Consider the following 14,404-nt stretch of genomic DNA (forward strand, 5'->3'; position numbering starts at 1 on the left):
CGGGGGTCTAAGAGGGTTTTGTACCGACGATGCAGCGGGCCAGGCCGGGGACTCGGATTTGGCCGTTCTTTTTGAAGGGGGTGACGTTGGTGAGGGCGTGGGCTCGGATTCGGGCTTGGGCCGGGGCGTCGAGCTGTTGGAGGGCTGCGACGGCCAGGGAGACGTGTTCGCTGATCATGGACCAGTACTGGGCGGGGGAGTCTGTTACGAGTTCGAGGGGGACGTTCCACTCGGCGATGTCGTGGAGGCCGGCCTGCTCGTACAGGGCGGTGATGTAGCCGGGGGCGGCGCAGCGGAACATGGTGGGAGCGCCTGGGAGGGGTGCAGGTAGCTCAGTCTCGGTGGCGATGGCGTCCATGGCGATGGAGGTCCAGGGGTTCTGCTCGGGGCTTACCCATACCGACGCGGCAAGGCGGCCGCCGGGCTTCAGTACGCGCGCGAATTCGGCGGTCGCCTTCCCCATGTCCGGAAAGAACATGTAGCCGAACCGCACCGAGACGCTGTCGAAGCTCGCGTCGGCGAACGGCAGGTCGTCGGCGCTGCAGGCCTTGGTCTCGATGTTGGCGATCCCCTGCGCCGCGGCTCGTCGCGCGGCCACGTCCAGCATCTCCGCCGAGAGGTCCGTCAGTACTACGCGACCGCGCGGCGCCAGCCTCGCGATGCTCAGACCCGGCTCACCCGTGCCAGACGCGATGTCGAGATGCTGTTGATCCGCTGCAATGTCGAGCCGCTCGATCATCGCCGTGCCGACCGGACCGAGCTGGTCCATGATGACCGCGTCCCACTTCTCCCAGCCTGCGGACAGCCTGGCCCACGCAGCGCGCTGACCGTCGCGGATCTCCTCGGAACTCGGCATCGGCTCAGCCGCTCGCGAGCTAGCGATCGGCCTCGTCGTCGACCTGTTCGATCTCGAAGCGCAGCGTCTTGCCCTGGCGGATCCGCTCGACGGCGGCCAGGCAGGCCTCTTCGCTCATGTGCACGCCGATCTCACCGAGCTTGTGGCGCAGCACCAGCGCTGCGTCCTCCGGCGAGCGCGAGCTGGACTCGTTGATCGCCTCGATCGTCGTGGTGGTGAGCTTCTCGCGGATGTCCGGATGAACCTGGTGGATCTCGTGGGTGATTCTGAACTCCGACATCGCGACCTCTCCCTGTGCCCGGCCTGCCCGTGATGTCCAGCCTAGTGCCCGCAACCCGCTCAACGATGCACCTCCCGGCAGCGCGATTTCGCGGCGTCGAAGCCGGCGATCCGCGTCGGCGGAGGGCCGGCCGATGACAGATCGCTGACAGGTACCGGCTGTGATCGTTGGGTTACGGTCCGAGGCGGCCTGAGCAGTTCAACCGGCCCGGCCAGCTCAGCAAAGTCCGTTGGCGAGACCGACCCAGTTTGTTGCTGCTAGCAACCATCGACGTACGTCCGGGTGCGGGCGGGGTCGTGGTTGCGCAGGTCGGCGCCGAAGTCGACGTGGGCCTTGAGTCGGAGCAGCAGGGAGACCCAGGTGGCCGGGTCGGGCTCGCCCTCGTGGGTGAAGGTGAGGTCGGTACCGCGGTTCTCGTCGGGAGCCAGGGCGAAGGTGATGCGCTCGCCGAACAGGCGGACGACGTACAGCTGCTCGCGGACGGCTCGCTCGATCGGTGCGTCGTCGGTCCGGTCGCCGGGCAGCACGAAATGGATCACCCCGTCGGCTTCGCCCGCCGACTCCGCCCAGAACCGCGAGCGGCCCAGCGGTGTGCTGATCGCCCGGTAGACCTCGCTCGGGGCCGACTTGAAGTGGACCTTCCACTGCGTCGAACTCACTGGACCTCCTCGTCGGCCGACGGTCTCGGCTGCCTGCCGATTCTGCGTCACGAACCGGTCACCGCGGGTCAGTTGACGAATCAACCCAATCCTGCCAGGGTTGACGATGCAAAGTTAAACTATTCCTCTTTGGGAGGCGGGCTGCATGTCCACTGACTATTCCGAACTCACCGGCGACTACACGATCGACGCCTCGCACAGCCGGATGGGCTTCAGTGCCCGGCACGCGATGGTCGCCCGGGTACGAGGTGGTTTCGACGAGTTCGCGGGGTCGGCCCACATCGACGGCGAGAAGCCGGAGAACTCCACGGCTCAGGTGACCATCCAGGCCAAGAGCATCGACACCCGCAACTCCCAGCGTGACGAGCACCTGCGCGGCAACGACTTCCTCGACATGGACAACCACCCGGAGATCACCTTCGTCTCCACCGCGGTCGCGCCGGCCGCCGACGACCACTTCATCGTGACCGGCGACCTGACGATCCGTGGCGTGACGAAGTCCGTCGACGTCGACTTCGAGTACACCGGTCGCGGCGTCGACCCGTTCGGCAACGTGCGGCTGGGCTTCGAGGGTTCGCTCGTGCTGAACCGCAAGGACTTCGGCGTCAGCTGGAACGCGGCCCTCGAGGGCGGCGGCGTGCTGGTCAGTGAGAAGGTCACCCTCGAGATCGAGGTCTCGGCGATCAAGAACTCCTGATCCCCGCGGCTCTGCCGGACGCCCTCACTCCTGCCGAGCCCGATGTTGCGACAGCCGGTCGGTTCGTCGCAATGCTGTCACAATCACGGCGGCCACCGCCTGGACGTGGTTTGCCGCATTCGGCCCGGGGACAATCGGGTTGAGTGTCATCCCAGGTCCAGGGGGTCCGCCGATGATCGACACGTCGTTGTATCGCTGGCTCCGGCCCCTGTTCGGGCGCCGGCGTCGAGGGCCGCGTGCGCCGGAGGAGTTCCGGCCGCGGGGGACGAGTTCCAAGATCAGCCGGCTGTCCGCCCGGTACGACGCCGAGGTCGATGCGGCGCTCGAACGGCTGTGGCCGAAGGCGCGGGTCTATCACGATCGCGAGTTCACCCGGGATCGCGCCGACTTCCTGCTGGTGGTCCGCGGTCGTGGCGTGATGATCGAGACGAAGGTGAAGAGCGACCCGGGGCTGTTCCGGGGCTCGACCCTGCCGCCGTTGCTCGACCGGCTGCAACGGGACGGCCGGCGGCTCGTCGTACTGCTCAATCAAGGCGATCCGACGCCGGCCCGGGAGCTCGTCGCCGCCACGCTCGGCGACAAGGCGCGGGTGATCGTCTGGTCTGGTCCGGCCGACGACGCGGCTCTCCATGACGCGGTCGAGTCGCTTCTCAAGCAGGCCACCCGGCACGCCTGACCTGGCTTGTAAAAACCGACCCGAGCTTGGAAACAGACAGCGCGGAGAGCAGGTGGCTGCTCTCCGCGCTGTGAGTTGGCTCCGGACCGCGAGGTGTGCCCAGGATGGACGGCGGCACGGAGACGTTAACGGGGTACTACGAGTTGCTGCTCGTCGCCCGGGGGCTAGGTCAGCAGGACTGCGGGGTGGTGCTGCCGCCGTCGACGACCCAGTGGCCCTGGACGAGTTCGACGCGCATCTGGTCGAGCCAGCGCGTCGGCGTACCGGCCGGGAGGACGCTCTTGCCAAAGCTGTCGACCGTGCGGGCTTGTTTGGTGTCGTAGCAGGCGCGGACGATCACGCCGTTGGAGCGCAGGACGCGCTTGGCCCACAACACCTTGGTGACGCCGGTGTTGTGCAGGCGCTTGGCCCGGAAGTACTTCGCCTGCTGGCCGATCGCCGTGTACATCGTCGGCGTCATCACCGGCGCGAGCTGGCTGGTCGACCGGCCGCCGCTGCGCATCATCACGTCGAACGCGACGCGGTAGTCGTAGTACGCGTTGATCACCGGGTCGTTCGAGGCGGCCGGGCCGGCGCCGGGTTGGGAGCCGTTGGCGACGGCGTCGGCCACGCCGGGTTTGGCGGCCTTGTGGGCGCCGGGTGACGACGCTGCGACCTCGGCGGTGTCGTCATGGCCGCAGCCCGCGAGCATCAGGACCGGGATCAGCGTGGCGGTCACCGCCAGGTTCCGAATGCGCATGTTGTCCGAACCTCCTGTCGGCGCGGCACTGCCGCTCGCACCCTCCGGCACTGACCGTGTAACGCTGCGACACGCACCGTGGTCACTGTGACCTAGGTCACATTAAACCCCCTACCGGGGTAGGGGAGGCCATTTGGCTCCCTGGCGCGATGTTTCCGCCGCCGCTGATTTCTAGGCTCGATCTCAGCCAATGAGACAAGGGAGCAACCGTGACGGACACAGCTCGAAGCCCAGTACCGCCCCCAGCGGGACCGCTATCCGGTCGCCGCTCCTTGACAAGCCGGCTGATCCGCTCGATCGGCTACGACCTGGCCCTGGTCCCGGTGAGCCTGCTGGCGCTGGTGCGCACGCTGCTCGGCCGTTCCGGCGCCGTCCACCAAAGCTGGCGCAAACTCGCCCACTTCCATGGTTCGCCGGACCCGATCAGATTGCGCCGCCCTGGACTCGTCAGCTCACTCCTTAGCGCCCTGGTGAGCCTCGTGCTGGGCCTGCTGAGCTGCTTCCTCCTGATGCTGCTCGTCACCGCCGTCGTCCGCGGCCCCTTCTATGGACTCGTCGAGGACGGCCCGGTCGGCCCAGGCACTTGGGGCGGTCCCACCAAGGCCGGCGCTTGGGCCGTACATGCCGCCATCTCCATCCCGATCATCGGCATCCTCCCTTTCATCCTCCGAGGCCTCGCCCTCCTGCAAGCCGCCTCGATCCGCCGTCTCTACGGCTCCGCCACTTCCCGATTGGTGCTCCCGGCAACAATCCTCCTGGCCCTGGCCGGCACAGCCTTCTTCTACTCCTGGACCCGACAACTCTGAAGGTGGCGCGGTCTGAGCCGGTATCTGACTAAGGTCGTGAGATGAGCTCGAGGTGGCCGGGAGGGCGAGCCGGGATCTGGGTGGCGCTCGGGGTCGGCGCGTTGCTGGTGCTGACGAGCACCGACCTCGGGCAGCACTATCAACTGCCGATCGGAGCAGCCTTTGCGCTCGGGGTGATGCGAGCGCTGGCCTTGGCCCTGGTGTGGTTGAGACCGCCGTGGGCGTTGCCGGTCTCGCTGGCCGCCTCCGTCCTGACCGCGATCGTCTGTATTCCGGTATCACCCGACGAAGCCTGGCCCTGGCCGGTCACCGGAGTCTTCGGCCATTCCCTGGTACTGGCGATCGCCGGCGCGCGAGGCGCCACTGGCTTGGCGGTCGGAGGTGGTCGCGGCTCGACACGCTGGGCATCCTCGCGTTGGGTCCTCGGCGGTTGGTGGGTGGCGACGCAACTGGTTGGCGTGGTGGGGATGGTGTTGACGCCGGAGCGTGGGTCGTGGGCCGGGTTGCTGACGATGGCGTTGTTGTCTGCGGTAGCGGTTGTGGTTGCCGACCTGGTGAGGTCTCGAGCCGATGCACGGCAGCAGTTGCTGGAGCAGGAGGAGATCAGTGCGGTCGAGCGGGCCCAACGAGCTCGGTGGCAAGAGCGGGCCCGCATCGCACGGGAGCTGCACGACGTCGTCGCGCACCATCTGTCGGTCGTTGTGGTCCGAGCAGACAGCGCACCCCATCGGCTGATTGGCTTGCCAGACGACGCTCGCGTGGAGTTCGCCGGAATCGCCGAGGACGCTCGCTCTTCGCTGACCGAGATGAGGCGAGTACTGCGCCTGCTCCGCGAGGACCCGGGCACTGGCCGAGCGAGCTCCGAGCTGGGTCCGCAACCGGGGTTGGCCGACCTGGCAGAGCTGATCGCCACCACCCGACGAGCGGGCGCCGATGTCCGGTTGGAGGTCGAGTCCTTACCTGGCCTGGATCCTGCGGTGGAGCTGACGGCGTACCGGGTGGTGCAGGAGGGGGTCAGCAATGCGGTGCGGCATGCGCCGGGGGCGATGGTGGAGGTTGGGGTTCGACGGATCGGTAGCGAGTTGATTGTGAGTGTTGTGAACGGGCCTGCGGATGCTGCGGTCGGGTCGGGGAGTGGGCATGGGCTGGTCGGGATGCGTGAGCGAGTCGGTCTGCTGGATGGTCGCTTCCGTGCGGCGCCGTCTGCGGACGGTGGATACCGGGTGGAAGTCGTGCTACCGCTGGACGACCAACCCGCTGACGCGGAGGGCGCGGAGTGATTTCCGTAGTGGTTGTGGATGATCAGGCGGTGGTGCGAGGTGGGTTTGCTGCCTTGCTGGGGGCGCAGGACGGTATGACGGTGGTGGGGGAGGCGGCCGATGGGGTGGAGGCTGTCGAGGTGGTGGGGCGGGTTCGGCCGGACGTGGTGTTGATGGACGTGCGGATGCCGCGGATGGATGGGCTCGAGGCGACTCGGCGGATACTGGCCGAGGTCGCGCCGGGGGAGCCGCCGCGGGTGATCATGCTGACGACGTTTGACCTTGACGAGTACGTGTACGACGCGTTGCGGGCGGGGGCGAGTGGGTTTCTGCTGAAGCATTCGTCGCCGGACGAACTGGCGGCGGCGGTACGGATCGTCGCGGCGGGCGATGCGTTGCTGGCGCCCTCGATCACCCGGCGGCTGGTCGAGGATTTCGTGAAGGTACGGCCGGTGTTGCCGGCGGCCGCGGCTGAGCTGACGCCGCGGGAGACCGACGTACTGCGGCTGGTAGCGCGGGGGCAGTCGAATCGGGAGATCGCGGCGAGCCTGGTACTGGCCGAGCAGACCGTGAAGACTCACGTCAGCCGGATCCTCACCAAGCTGAACCTGCGGGATCGGGCGCAGGCTGTCGTCTACGCCTACGAAGCCGGCGTCGTCGCACCAGGTCCGCGTCACTGACAGCGGGACAGGAGACAGGAATGGATGCACTGGGTTGGTTGCGCGAGCTGTGTCTGGCGCTGCCGGAGACGACCGAGCGGTTGAGCCACGGCGAGCCGACGTGGTTCGTCCGGGACAAGAAGACGTTCGTGATGTTCGCCGATCAGCATCATGACGACCGAACGGCCTTCTGGTGCGCGGCCCCCGAAGGCAGCCAGGAGTCGCTGATCGCGAGCGACCCGGAGCACTTCTTCCGTCCGCCGTACGTCGGGCACCGCGGCTGGCTCGGCGTCTACCTCGACGTTCCCGACGTCGACTGGCCGCAGTTGGCCGACCTGGTCGAGGACGCGTACCGGCAGGTTGCCCCCAAATCCCTGGTCGCCCAACTCGATCAGCCCGGCAGCTGAGCGACTGTGAGGTCGCCGGGGGGCGGGATCGACGGCCGATAGGGTGGCGCGGTGGAAGAGACCGCCCTAGAGGCACCTGCCAAGGCGATCAACGACAAAGTCGCCATCGCCCTGTCCTTCGGCAGTTCAGCCGCCGTGATGGTGCTCGAGCTCGTCTCACTGCGCCTCGTAGCGCCGTACCTGGGCCTGACCCTGGAGACGAACACCGCCGTCATCGGCGTCGCCCTGGCGGCCATCGCGACCGGTGCGGCGATGGGTGGCCGAATTGCCGACACCACGCCGCCCACCCGGACGTTGGGACCGATGATCCTGTTCGCCGGCGCACTGGTGCTGCTGATCCTGCCGGTGGTGCGCTGGACCGGCGAAACGCTGCGGGGTAGCGGCAATGAGGCGGTCTTCCTGGCAGTGGCCGTCGCGCTCTTCCTGCCGGCCTCACTGCTCGCGGCGGTGACGCCAATGGTGACCAAGCTCAGGCTTTCGAAGCTGAGCCAGACCGGTACGGTCGTCGGCCGGCTGTCCGCCTACGCGACGGTCGGTGCGATCGCGGGCACCGTACTGACCGGCTTCGTGTTCGTTGCCAAGGTCCCGACGAGCACGATCGTCCTGTGCCTCGGCGGCCTGCTGGTGCTCGCCGGAGCTGCCCTGACCATCTTCTTCCGCGGTCTGAAGGCCGCTAGCCGACCACTGGCTCTCGCACTGATCGGTGCGGGCCTCACCCTGGTCGCGCCGCGGCCTTGCGAGGTCGAGACGGCCTACCACTGTGCCCGGATCGAGAAGGACCCGGCGCGGCCCAACGGCCGCCTCCTCTACCTCGACCAGCTGCGCCACTCCTACATCGACCTCGCGGATCCGACCTACCTGCAGTTCCAGTACACGAAGGACTTCGCGACGGCGATCGAGTCCAGGTGGCCGGACAGGTCGCCGCTGCAGGCGCTGCACATCGGTGGTGGCGGGCTGACCATGCCGCACTACCTCGCGGCGACCAGGCCGGCGACCAAGAACAAGGTCTATGAGATCGACCCCGGCGTGATCGAGCTCGACAAGGCCGAGCTGGGCGCCCGGCCCGGTCCGGATCTCGACATCCAGATCAAGGACGGGCGGCTCGGCGTACGGTCCGAGCCGGACGACAGCCGCGATCTCTTGGTGATGGATGCGTTCGGCGGGGTCGCCGTGCCCTGGCATCTGACCACCCAGGAGATCGTCGCCGACCTGCGCCGGGTGCTCAAGCCGGACGGGCTCCTGATCGCCAACATCATCGACTTCGGCCCGCTTGCGTTCCTCAAGGCCGAGCTCCGTACCGTCGCCGCCGAATTCCCGTACGTCGCACTGATCGCGAAACCTGCCGAGCTGGCGGGAAAAGAAGGCGGCAACTTCGTCCTGCTGGCCGCCGACCAGCCACTGCCCGGCGCCGCGATCCGTCAGCGCCTCGGCACGACCGGCGGCTACATCGACGACGCCGGCGCGTTGCGGGAGTTCATCGGCGACGCACCGTTGCTCACCGATGACTACGCGCCGGTAGATCAACTCCTGACGCCCTTCCCGACCTGAGACGGCCGACACCGAGCAGCGAGACGCGCCACGGGTGGAGTTGTGATCCGGGCCGAAGGCTTGTTGCATGTGCACATGCACCCACGCGCAGGCCAGCCCGCTCAGCCCGAGGATCTCGTCGACGTCGACGCGCTGCTCGCGGCGTACGAGGGGATCACGCCGGACGTCGAGAACCCCGCCCAGAAGGTCGTCTTCGGTACGTCGGGCCACCGCGGCTCGTCCCTCGACGGCGCCTTCAACGAGGCACACATCCTGGCCATCACGCAGGCCATCTGTGAGTACCGTGCGGGCGAGGGGACCACTGGGCCCCTCCTGGTCGGGCGGGACAGCCACGGCCTCTCGGAGCCGGCATGGCGGACCGTGCTCGAGGTCCTGGCCGGCAACGGCGTGCAGACCCTAGTCGACAGCGCGGACCGGCTCACCCCGACGCCAGGCGTGTCCCATGCGATCCTGCGGCTCAACCGCGGCGCGGGAGCAGGTGCCGACGGCATCGTCATCACACCGAGCCACAACCCGCCGCGCGATGGCGGGATCAAGTACAACCCGCCGCACGGTGGCCCGGCCGACTCGGACGCGACCGGCTGGATCGCGGCCCGCTCAAATGAGTTGATCGCCGGCGGCAACCGCGAAGTACGCCGCGTGCAGTTCGAGGCAGCAAGAGCGCAGGCGGGGGAGTACGACTTCCTCGGGCACTATGTCGACGACCTGCCGTCCGTGCTCAACCTGGACGCGATCCGCGCGGCCGGTGTCCGGATCGGCGCCGACCCGCTCGGCGGCGCGAGCGTGGACTACTGGGCCGCGATCGCCGAGCGGCACCACCTCGACCTGACCGTGGTCAACCCGCGGATCGACCCGGCCTGGTCGTTCATGACGCTCGACCACGACGGCAAGATCCGGATGGACTGCTCGTCGCCGTACGCGATGGCCTCGCTGGTCGCGCAGAAGGACCGGTACGACGTGGCGACCGGCAACGACGCCGACTCCGACCGGCACGGCATCGTCACGCCCGACGCCGGCCTGATGAACCCGAACCATTACCTCGCCGCCGCCATCTCGTACCTGTTCGCCAACCGGCAGTGGGGACCGGAGGTCGCGGTCGGCAAGACGCTGGTGTCGTCATCGCTGATCGACCGGGTGGTCGGTGACCTCGGCCGCCGGCTGTGGGAGGTGCCGGTCGGGTTCAAGTGGTTCGTGCCGGGCCTGATCGACGGCTCGGTGGGCTTCGGCGGCGAGGAGTCCGCGGGCGCGAGCTTCCTGCGCTTCGACGGTACGGTCTGGACGACCGACAAGGACGGCATCCTGCTCGCGCTGCTGGCCAGCGAGATCACCGCCGTGACGGGCGAGACGCCGTCGCAGGCGCACGCGAAGCTGGTCGAGAAGTTCGGCGCATCGGCGTACAGCCGGGTGGATGCGCCGGCCAGTCGAGAGCAGAAGGCCAAGCTGGGCGCGCTGTCGGCCGATGCCGTGACCGCGACCGAGCTGGCCGGCGAGCCGATTCTCGACCGGCTGACGAGTGCGCCGGGCAACGGTGCCGCGATCGGCGGGCTCAAGGTCACCACGGAGTCGGCGTGGTTCGCCGCGCGCCCGTCCGGGACCGAAGACCTGTACAAGATCTACGGCGAGTCCTTCAAGGGTGAGGAGCACTTGGCCGAGGTCTTCGCCGAGGCCCGGGACGTGGTCTCCCAGGCCCTCAGCTGACTGCTAGCGCACGAAGGCGTCGACCAGGCGGTCGAGGTCGGCGCCTGGGTCGTTGGTGAGGCCGCTGTGGATGGGGCTGGGGTGGACGACCGTACTCCGGGGCGCAGCGAGCCAGCGGAAGCGTTCGCCGATTCGGGTGGCGGCTGCGGGGCCGCCCTCCGGCTCGCCTGCACAGATGGCACGCAGGTGCTCCAGTGATGCGCACACCACGTCCACGTCGACCGCTGGGTCGAGGGCACGCAGCCGGAGTGGGTCGACGTCCCAGGACGCGCCCAGGAAGTCCAGCGAGCGGCAGTAGAGCACCGCGCCGACGTTGACGAACTCGCCGCGGTGGATGCGTGGTGCCGCGCGCAGGATGACGTAGTCGAAGGGCACCAGGTTCACCGCGGGGTCGAAGGGCAGCAGGTTCACTGCGCACCGCCCGGCAGCCAAGCGGACCGATCGTCGAGTCTGGCGGTCAGGTGGCCCAGGTACCGCTCGCGGTCGCCGTCCTCGATCCACTCGCCGGGCACCAGCGCGATCACCTCGGTCAGCAGTTCGGGAGTGATCGCGGCCGCCAACTCGGCGTCAACGGCCGGTACCGAAGGTGCGACGTCGCGGAACACGTGATCCTGCGCGTCGTACGGGAGCCCGGTGAACTTCTCGGCGGACATCCAGGAGTGGTGGAAGTACAACGCTGCTCCGTGGTCGATCAGCCAGAGTTGCTTGTGCCAGACGAGCAGATTCGGGTTGCGCCAGGAGCGGTCCACGTTGGCGACGTACGCGTCGAGCCAGAGGATCTTGGCCTGGGTGGCCTCGTCGGGTCTGCCGCTGGAGCCGTCGTAGCCGAACGAGCCGGGCAGGAAGTCGACGGCCAGGTTCAGGCCGGCGCTGCGCAGCAGCAGTTGCTGGATCTCCTGGTCGGGCTCGGACTTGCCGATCACCGGGTCGAGCTCCATCAGCTTGAGCTCCGGCACCCGCAGATCCAGCCGGCGGAACAGTTCGCCGACGATGATCTCGGCGACCAGCGCCTTCGGGCCCTGACCGGCGCCGTGGAACTTCAGCACGTAGGTGCCGAGATCGTTGCCTTCGACAACGCCAGGCAGCGAACCGCCTTCCCGCAACGGCAACACATACCGGGTGGCAGTCACGATCGGCAGACTCACCCGCCCGAGCCTAGTGCATGTCCGGCAGCCGGCAGCGGCACGGTTTCCGCCGACTGGGCGCCGGGTACCTCGAAGGCACCGCGACAGAGGAGAGAGCTTGAGCCACCCGTCCATGGGCGTCGAGGAGGAGTTGCTGCTGGTCTCGGCCGGTGGCGACCCGGTGCCACGCAGCAAAGCCGTCGCCGCGAGCACCGAGGGAGTCGACGTCGAGCTGGAGCTGACCAGGGCACAGGTCGAGATCAACTCGCCAGTGTGTCAAACGGCTGATGAACTGCGCCATCAGTTGAGCTGGGCGCGGTCCAAGCTCGCGGAGGCCGCGGCGGACGAGCATGCGCGGTTGCTGGCGATCGCTGCGCCTCCCGGTGGAGTTGCGGCTCAACTGATCACCAAGAAGCCGCGCTACCAGGAGATGGCCGAGAAGTACGGGTTGCTGGCTCGCGAGCAGGCCGTGTGTGGGTGTCATGTGCATATCGACGTACCGGACAAGGAGGCGGCTATCCGGGTCAGCAACCACCTGCGGCCGTGGTTGCCCGCACTGCTGGCGTTGACGGCCAACAGTGCGGTCTATCTGGGGCAGGACACCGGCTTCTCCAGTTGGCGGTCGATCATGTGGTCGCGCTGGCCCTGCTCCGGCCCACCGCCGTACTTCGAGTCCGCCGAGCACTACGAAGCACTGGTCGCCATGCAGATCGCCACCGGCGCCATCATGGATGAGCGGATGGTCTATTGGGACGTGCGGCCGTCCAGCCACCTACCGACGGTCGAGGTACGCGTCAGCGACGTACCGCTGACCGTCGACGAGACGGTACTGCTGGCGACGCTCGTCCGCGCCTTGGTGATGACTGCACTCGACGACGGCGGCCTTGGCCCGAAGCTGGAGCCAGAGGTACTACGAGCCGCCTACTGGCTAGCAGCACGCGACGGCATCACCAGCAACGGACTGGAGGTCGCAACAGCTCGCCCGCTGCCGATGACCGAGTTGCTCGGCCTCCTGCAGCGCCATGTCTCGAAAGCACTCCGCGAGCTGGATGAGGCCGACATGGTCGCCGAGACCATCCAACGAGTACTCCGGGAGGGCAACGGCGCCGTCAAACAACGCCAGGCCTTCAGAGCCGGCCTCGACGTCGTTGCCCTCACTGCGGTGGGTGACTAGCGGAGGAAGTCCTCCAGGCCGTGGAGGTCGTCCGTGTTGAGGTGGTCGACCCCAGCGGCCACCAGTTCCGACCAGACGGCTTCACGGGCGGCGCCGGGGATGTCGGGGGTCTCCCAGAAGCGGACGCGGTAGCCGGCGTCGTGTGCGGTCGTGACGATCTGCTGCAGCTTGGCGCGCTCGGCGCTCCGGGAACGGGCCGATGCCTCGCCAGGTGAAGTTGTTGGACCAGTTGTCGCTGACCAGGGGCATCAGCGAGGCGGGCAGCTTTGAGTTCAGGTCGGTGAGTCGGCCGTCGTAACCGGCGTATCGGACCTTCTGTGCCTTCAGCACGTCCAGCGGGCGATTGCCGCTGATCACCGAGGTGACGGCGCCGCGGTAGGTGTGGCCGCCGGCGAAGACCGTGCTGATGGACCTGTACTTCCGCAGCGCCGCATCAACGGCCGCGTACGTCGAAGGCCCGTCGCTCTTGATGTCGATCAGCAACTGGAAGTCGCGCCCGTGCCGATAGACCTCGCCATGGTTCTCGCGAACCCGCTGAGCGAGCGGCTTCAAGTACAGGCTCTCGAGATTGCGACCCGGCACCGCATCCTCCAGGTCATGGGCCACGCGAAGCTCGCCGTCGACCAGCCAGACGTCGGCCTCGACGCTGTTGAAGCCACGGTCGAGCGCGTCGAACAGCGGCCGCCGGTGCTCGTAGTCGTTGTGAGCGTGCGCCGACGACAGCGCGCGGACGGCCGGCGCGTCGTACGCGACCGGCAACCGGAACCCGTTCGACCGGACCACCGAACGCACCCGGTCCGGGTAGTCCGAGATGATGCCGTCGACACCCTTGTCGATCAGCGACTGCATCGTCGCCGGATCGTCGACGGTCCACGGCACCACCCTGATCCCGGCCTGGTGAGCCGACCGGACCATGTCAGCGGTGACATAGGGCCGGTACGCCGGATCCGTCACCTTCCCGTCCTGCGGGAACCCGTGCACCGGCGAGATCGCGTCGGCCCCGAACGATGCGACCGCCTTCACCAGATCGCCACCGAAGTCGTCGATGTCGAGGCCGCCCAACCAGGGCGACTTGCCGGGCTGGCCGGTCTGCAGGAAGTCGTAGTTGGTCAGCGCGACGATCGGCAGCTCGGGCGCGACCTGCCGCATCCGCATCAGCGATCCCCAGTCGAAGCTCTGGATCGTCACCTGCCGGCCGATCCGGGCCTTGCGGATCTCGGCCGCGACCACCTGGACGAACTGCTCGCGCGGTGCCGTCTGGGTCGGCGCACCTGCTTCGACCTTGGTCTCCACATTGAGCTTGACCTTGTCGGCGTGGAAGCGCTTGACCAGCGCGAACACCTCGCGCAGCTCAGGCATCCGCGCGCCGGGGTCGGGTGTCTGGCCGGGGAAGTTCGACTGCGGCAGCGAGCCGCAGTCGAGCTGCTTGACCTGCTTCAGCGTCAGCGTGTTGATGAACTTGCCGACGTACGGGTACTCCGGGTCGCCGGGCGTGTAGGGCGCGGTGTCCTTGCACTTCGCGCCGGTGACCTGGCGGTCATGGGTGACGACCGCGTAGCCGTCCTCGGTGATCTGGACGTCGAGCTCGAGGGTGCTGACGCCGACCTCGAGGCCGCGGGAGAAGGAAGCGATCGTGCTCTCCACGGTCAGCCCGAGACCGCCGCGGTGAGCCTGGATGTCGAACTCGCGACTGTGACCGGCCTCAGCCGGGGGAGCGGCACTGGCCGGCAGCGCGGCCACGGAAGAGCTGAGCAGTCCTGCGGTGAGGGCAACGAGCAGCGCGCGGGGGAGGCGGCGCATGAGAAGTTCCTTCGCGTAGGGG

17 protein-coding genes are annotated in these 14,404 nt (G+C 68.1%); 9 read left to right on the forward strand and 8 right to left on the reverse strand.

Going from position 1 to position 14,404, the window contains the following annotated elements; translation table 11 throughout:
- Positions 1–7 precede the first annotated feature (7 nt).
- The 3 genes from ACIA12_RS00535 to ACIA12_RS00545 form a co-directional block, all read right to left on the reverse strand.
- A complete protein-coding gene (locus tag ACIA12_RS00535; RefSeq protein WP_396364621.1) occupies positions 8–856 on the reverse strand; it encodes a class I SAM-dependent methyltransferase in 849 nt (282 codons plus the stop codon).
- Positions 857–875: 19 nt separating this feature from the next.
- The gene (locus ACIA12_RS00540; RefSeq protein WP_396364622.1) at positions 876–1,136 is read right to left on the reverse strand and encodes a hypothetical protein; all 261 of its coding nucleotides are present in this window, start codon (positions 1,134–1,136) and stop codon (positions 876–878) included.
- Positions 1,137–1,393: 257 nt separating this feature from the next.
- Positions 1,394–1,795: a hypothetical protein gene (locus ACIA12_RS00545; RefSeq protein ID WP_396364623.1), complete on the reverse strand. Its 402-nt coding sequence runs from the start codon at positions 1,793–1,795 to the stop codon at positions 1,394–1,396.
- Between the two features lie 145 nt (positions 1,796–1,940).
- Here ACIA12_RS00545 and ACIA12_RS00550 point away from each other — a divergent pair, with 145 nt between their 5' ends.
- Together ACIA12_RS00550 and ACIA12_RS00555 are read left to right on the forward strand one after the other, a co-directional pair.
- Positions 1,941–2,492, forward strand: coding sequence for a YceI family protein (locus ACIA12_RS00550; RefSeq protein ID WP_396364624.1), 552 nt, complete (start codon positions 1,941–1,943; stop codon positions 2,490–2,492).
- 172 nt (positions 2,493–2,664) lie between these two features.
- A complete protein-coding gene (locus ACIA12_RS00555) occupies positions 2,665–3,168 on the forward strand; it encodes a hypothetical protein (RefSeq protein WP_396364626.1) in 504 nt (167 codons plus the stop codon).
- A 169-nt stretch (positions 3,169–3,337) separates the two neighbouring features.
- On the opposite strand, the gene ACIA12_RS00560 is transcribed toward ACIA12_RS00555, so the two are convergent.
- Positions 3,338–3,907, reverse strand: a complete 570-nt coding sequence (locus ACIA12_RS00560; RefSeq protein ID WP_396364628.1) for a hypothetical protein — start codon at positions 3,905–3,907, stop codon at positions 3,338–3,340.
- 272 nt (positions 3,908–4,179) lie between these two features.
- Between ACIA12_RS00560 and ACIA12_RS00565 the strand changes: the two genes are divergently transcribed.
- The 6 genes from ACIA12_RS00565 to pgm all read left to right on the forward strand — a co-directional run bounded on the left by ACIA12_RS00565 (position 4,180) and on the right by pgm (position 10,284).
- On the forward strand, positions 4,180–4,713 hold the full coding sequence (locus tag ACIA12_RS00565) for a hypothetical protein (protein WP_396364629.1): 534 nt from the start codon (positions 4,180–4,182) through the stop codon (positions 4,711–4,713).
- 41 nt (positions 4,714–4,754) lie between these two features.
- Positions 4,755–5,993: a sensor histidine kinase gene (locus ACIA12_RS00570; RefSeq protein ID WP_396364630.1), complete on the forward strand. Its 1,239-nt coding sequence runs from the start codon at positions 4,755–4,757 to the stop codon at positions 5,991–5,993.
- Positions 5,990–6,652: a response regulator gene (locus tag ACIA12_RS00575; protein ID WP_396364632.1), complete on the forward strand. Its 663-nt coding sequence runs from the start codon at positions 5,990–5,992 to the stop codon at positions 6,650–6,652. Before ACIA12_RS00570 ends, ACIA12_RS00575 begins: the two co-directional genes overlap by 4 nt.
- A gap of 20 nt (positions 6,653–6,672) precedes the next feature.
- Entirely contained in the window at positions 6,673–7,038 is a 366-nt protein-coding gene (locus ACIA12_RS00580; protein WP_396364633.1) for an MmcQ/YjbR family DNA-binding protein, read from the forward strand.
- Positions 7,039–7,089: 51 nt separating this feature from the next.
- On the forward strand, positions 7,090–8,586 hold the full coding sequence (locus tag ACIA12_RS00585) for a fused MFS/spermidine synthase (protein ID WP_396364635.1): 1,497 nt from the start codon (positions 7,090–7,092) through the stop codon (positions 8,584–8,586).
- Between the two features lie 75 nt (positions 8,587–8,661).
- Positions 8,662–10,284 carry a phosphoglucomutase (alpha-D-glucose-1,6-bisphosphate-dependent) gene (pgm, locus tag ACIA12_RS00590; protein ID WP_396364636.1) on the forward strand — a complete coding sequence of 541 codons (1,623 nt, stop codon included), beginning with the start codon at positions 8,662–8,664 and terminating at the stop codon, positions 10,282–10,284.
- Positions 10,285–10,287: 3 nt separating this feature from the next.
- On the opposite strand, the gene ACIA12_RS00595 is transcribed toward pgm, so the two are convergent.
- Positions 10,288–10,695: a DUF3037 domain-containing protein gene (locus ACIA12_RS00595; RefSeq protein WP_396364637.1), complete on the reverse strand. Its 408-nt coding sequence runs from the start codon at positions 10,693–10,695 to the stop codon at positions 10,288–10,290.
- Entirely contained in the window at positions 10,692–11,429 is a 738-nt protein-coding gene (locus tag ACIA12_RS00600; protein WP_396364638.1) for a HipA family kinase, read from the reverse strand. The genes ACIA12_RS00595 and ACIA12_RS00600 overlap by 4 nt, the downstream gene beginning before the upstream one ends.
- Before the next feature lie 97 nt (positions 11,430–11,526).
- Between ACIA12_RS00600 and ACIA12_RS00605 the strand changes: the two genes are divergently transcribed.
- Positions 11,527–12,582 (forward strand): glutamate--cysteine ligase, encoded by a 1,056-nt coding sequence (locus ACIA12_RS00605; RefSeq protein ID WP_396364639.1) that lies wholly within the window; start codon positions 11,527–11,529, stop codon positions 12,580–12,582.
- Here ACIA12_RS00605 and ACIA12_RS00610 read toward each other — a convergent pair.
- Both ACIA12_RS00610 and ACIA12_RS00615 read right to left on the reverse strand, forming a co-directional pair.
- Entirely contained in the window at positions 12,579–12,740 is a 162-nt protein-coding gene (locus ACIA12_RS00610; protein WP_396366006.1) for a hypothetical protein, read from the reverse strand. The two genes, ACIA12_RS00605 and ACIA12_RS00610, sit on opposite strands and share 4 nt — an antisense overlap.
- Complete coding sequence (locus ACIA12_RS00615; RefSeq protein ID WP_396364640.1) at positions 12,664–14,382, reverse strand: glycerophosphodiester phosphodiesterase family protein; 1,719 nt, start codon at positions 14,380–14,382, stop codon at positions 12,664–12,666. Before ACIA12_RS00615 ends, ACIA12_RS00610 begins: the two co-directional genes overlap by 77 nt.
- Between the last annotated feature and the right edge of the window lie 22 nt (positions 14,383–14,404).

This window comes from Kribbella sp. NPDC051620 (genome assembly GCF_044453825.1).
Taxonomy (GTDB): Bacteria; Actinomycetota; Actinomycetes; order Propionibacteriales; family Kribbellaceae; genus Kribbella.

Bases quoted from the DNA above. Each gene is read 5' to 3' on its own strand.
- ACIA12_RS00535 (WP_396364621.1), bottom strand. From the start codon at position 856: ATGCCGAGTTCCGAGGAGATCCGCGACGGTCAGCGCGCTGCGTGGGCC.
- ACIA12_RS00540 (WP_396364622.1), bottom strand. From the start codon at position 1,136: ATGTCGGAGTTCAGAATCACCCACGAGATCCACCAGGTTCATCCGGAC.
- ACIA12_RS00615 (WP_396364640.1), bottom strand. From the start codon at position 14,382: ATGCGCCGCCTCCCCCGCGCGCTGCTCGTTGCCCTCACCGCAGGACTG.
- ACIA12_RS00570 (WP_396364630.1), top strand. From the start codon at position 4,755: ATGAGCTCGAGGTGGCCGGGAGGGCGAGCCGGGATCTGGGTGGCGCTC.
- ACIA12_RS00560 (WP_396364628.1), bottom strand. From the start codon at position 3,907: ATGCGCATTCGGAACCTGGCGGTGACCGCCACGCTGATCCCGGTCCTG.
- ACIA12_RS00580 (WP_396364633.1), top strand. From the start codon at position 6,673: ATGGATGCACTGGGTTGGTTGCGCGAGCTGTGTCTGGCGCTGCCGGAG.
- pgm (WP_396364636.1), top strand. From the start codon at position 8,662: ATGCACCCACGCGCAGGCCAGCCCGCTCAGCCCGAGGATCTCGTCGAC.
- ACIA12_RS00550 (WP_396364624.1), top strand. From the start codon at position 1,941: ATGTCCACTGACTATTCCGAACTCACCGGCGACTACACGATCGACGCC.
- ACIA12_RS00555 (WP_396364626.1), top strand. From the start codon at position 2,665: ATGATCGACACGTCGTTGTATCGCTGGCTCCGGCCCCTGTTCGGGCGC.